Source organism: Aeromicrobium sp. (assembly GCF_036676885.1).
Classification (GTDB): Bacteria; Actinomycetota; Actinomycetes; order Propionibacteriales; family Nocardioidaceae; genus Aeromicrobium.
Map to the genome: position 1 here is coordinate 1 of NZ_JAKFCB010000373.1, position 2,925 is coordinate 2,925.

The window sequence follows — 2,925 nt, forward strand, 5'->3', positions numbered from 1 at the left end:
GCCGTAGTCGGACGTCACGCGCTGGTGCTTCTTGTGCAGCGCCTGCCAGGTGTTCCACGCGAACGTACCGACCAGGATCGCGGCCAGCAGCAGCGTGAGCGGTGCGGCCCAGCTGAGCCGCGGCACGTTGCCGTCGAGCCGTACGATCAGCGGCGGGATGAGCCGGCCGACCACGAGCCCCGTGCCGATCAGCGCGACGACCAGCAGCGCTGAAGTGGGCCGAACCCGGTTCATGCGCGAGACGAGATCACAGGATGATCTCGAGGTCCTCGCGCTTGTGGACGCCGCTGGTGTCAACACCTTCGAGCAGGTCGGCGACGAAGCCCCGGCCGGGGATCTCGCCCTCGGGGTCGATCTCGAGCCACGGGACCAGGACGAAGCCACGCTCGTGGGCGCGGGGGTGCGGAAGCTTGAGGGACTCATCGTCGGCGACCCGGGGGCCGACCACGATCAGGTCGACGTCGAGGGTGCGCGGCGCACCGGGCTCAGTGCGCTCGCGGCCGAACGCGTCCTCGATCGCCAAGGCCCGGTCGAGCAGTGTGTGCACCGTCAGCGTCGTGTCGATCAGCACCACGGCATTGAGGAACTTGCCGGAGCCCTCGGCCGCGTCGACCGGATCCGTCTCGTAGACCGACGAGATCGCGACGACCGTGACCTCAGGCGTGTCCTCGAGAGCGGAGACCGCACCCTGAAGCTTGCCGTGCCGGTCGCCCAGGTTGGAGCCGAGCGACAGGACCGCCTGGCGGATGGGACGCATCCCGCCGGTCATCGTGTCGGCGTCCAAGACGTACGGGGTGGGCGCTTCGGTCACTGTTTGCTCCGCTCTATCGTGACGGCGACATCTTCGAACGTCACCTCGATGGGCGCTTCCGGCTTGTGCACCGTCACGCTAACCCATTGGACCGACTCTTCGGCCAGGCACAAGTCCACCATACGGAGCGCCAGCGTCTCAATCAGGTCGACCGGCTCCCCGACAATGGCATCGTGTATCTGCTGGGCGAGGACGCCGTAGTGGACGGTCTTGGTCAGGTCGCCCTCGCGAGCCGCGGGACCGAGGTCCAGGCCGAGGCTCACGTCGGCGACGAACGTCTGCCCGTTCTGCCGCTCCTCGGCGAAGACCCCGTGGAAACCACGCGCCGATATGCCCCGCAGGTCGATGCGGTCAAGGCCGTTCGGGATCATGCGGAGTCCTCGTCCTCGATGTGCAGCTCGGCGATCGGGGAGGCATGGCGCGACCAGAACTTCCAGCCCCCGGGTTCCTTGACCAAGATACTGGTGCACACCAGCTTGCCTCCGGAGAAGGCCTCCGCGGAGAGACCCTCGCCCGACAGGATGTTCTCGGTGCAGCTCACGACGGCGGTGGTGGGCTCGTCGGCACCGCGCGGAAACGTCGTGACCTCGACGTCGGTGAGGAAGAACTGGATGTAGCCGACATTGGCCATCAGGACGGTCCACGAGCGCAGCACCTGTGCCGTGCCCCGCAACGGAGTGGCGCCGGGGTGTACGCACGAGGTGTCGGCGTCGTCGACCCACAGCGAAGCCATCAGGTCGGCGTCGCCGGTCTCCACCGCGTCGTAGAACAGCCTGTGCGACGTCAGGTAGTCGCTCACTCCGCCTCCTGAGCCAGGCGGGCCACGACGCGTACGGCATCGGCGGACGCAGCCGGCTCGTGGACGCGTACGCACCAGGCACCCGCCAGGGCGGCCAGCGTCGTGATCGCGGCTGTCGCGTCGTCGCGGCCATCGGTCGGTCTGAGCTCCCCTGGCCCTGAGCCTGTCGAAGGCTCGGAGAGCAGCTCGCCGAGGAAACGCTTGCGGGACGCAGCGACGAGGACCGGATGGCGCAGCTCCACGAAGGCGTCGAGGTGCGCCAGGACCGTCCAGTTCTGGTCGCCGGTCTTGGAGAAGCCGAGGCCCGGGTCGAGGATGATCCGCGCCGGGTCGACGCCCGCGACGACGGCGTGGTTGAGCTGTGCCATGAGCTCTCGCACGATGTCGTCAACCAGGTCGTCGTAGTGCGTGTGGTTCTGCATCACCGCGGAGTGCTCGCGCCAGTGCATCAGCACGATCGCCGCATGCGTCCGGGCGGCGAGCTGGATCATCTCGGGGTCGGCGCGCCCGCCGGAGACGTCGTTGACGAGGACCGCACCGGCATCGATCGCCTGGCGTGCCGTCGACGCCCGCATCGTGTCGACCGACACCGTGATGCCCTCCGCGACCAGACCCTCGATGACGGGGATGACCCGGCGCAGCTCCTCCTCGCCGTCGATGCGGTTGGCCCCGGGCCGGGTCGACTCACCGCCGACGTCGACGAGATCGGCCCCGTGCCTGACGAGGTCGATGCCGTGCTGGATCGCCGTGGGGGCGTCGAGCCACTTGCCGCCGTCGGAGAACGAGTCGGGCGTGACGTTGACGACGCCCATCACGAGACAGCGGCCCTCCGGCAGCCCAGGCAGCACAGGAAGCACAGCGGCTTTATCGTGCCGTGATGAGGCCCATGGCCTCGGCTCGGGTCGCCGGGTCGCGCAGCTGGCCGCGTACGGCGCTCGTGATGGTCTTGGCGCCACCCTTGCGTACGCCGCGCATCGTCATGCACAGGTGCTCGGCCTCGATCACGACGATGACACCGCGCGGGTTGAGGTGCTTGATCAGCGCGTCGGCGATGTCCGTCGTGAGTCGCTCCTGCACCTGGGGGCGGCGGGCGAACACGTCGACGACGCGGGCGAGCTTGGACAGACCGGTGACCCGGCCGCCGTCGGTCGGGATGTAGCCGACGTGGGCGACGCCGAAGAACGGCACCAGGTGGTGCTCGCACATCGACCACATCTCGATGTCCTTGACCAGGACGAGCTCGTCGTGCCCGACCTCGAACACCGCGGTGAGGACCTCTTCGGGGTCCTGGTCGAGGCCGGCGACCAGCTCCTCG

At 68.7% G+C, this 2,925-nt stretch carries 5 protein-coding genes and 1 pseudogene; all 6 read right to left on the reverse strand.

Going from position 1 to position 2,925, the window contains the following annotated elements:
• A pseudogene (locus V6M46_RS17675) lies at positions 1-234 on the reverse strand (hypothetical protein); the annotation flags it as partial.
• Between the two features lie 13 nt (positions 235-247).
• Complete coding sequence (folK, locus tag V6M46_RS17680) at positions 248-811, reverse strand: 2-amino-4-hydroxy-6-hydroxymethyldihydropteridine diphosphokinase (protein ID WP_332667497.1); 564 nt, start codon at positions 809-811, stop codon at positions 248-250.
• Positions 808-1,182, reverse strand: a complete 375-nt coding sequence (gene folB, locus V6M46_RS17685; protein WP_332667499.1) for a dihydroneopterin aldolase — start codon at positions 1,180-1,182, stop codon at positions 808-810. The genes folK and folB overlap by 4 nt, the downstream gene beginning before the upstream one ends.
• Positions 1,179-1,610: a nuclear transport factor 2 family protein gene (locus V6M46_RS17690; RefSeq protein ID WP_332667501.1), complete on the reverse strand. Its 432-nt coding sequence runs from the start codon at positions 1,608-1,610 to the stop codon at positions 1,179-1,181. Before V6M46_RS17690 ends, folB begins: the two co-directional genes overlap by 4 nt.
• The gene (gene folP / locus V6M46_RS17695; RefSeq protein WP_332667505.1) at positions 1,607-2,422 is read right to left on the reverse strand and encodes a dihydropteroate synthase; all 816 of its coding nucleotides are present in this window, start codon (positions 2,420-2,422) and stop codon (positions 1,607-1,609) included. Before folP ends, V6M46_RS17690 begins: the two co-directional genes overlap by 4 nt.
• Before the next feature lie 52 nt (positions 2,423-2,474).
• A partial coding sequence (gene folE / locus V6M46_RS17700) for a GTP cyclohydrolase I FolE (protein WP_332667503.1) occupies positions 2,475-2,925 on the reverse strand: 451 nt, incomplete at its 5' end.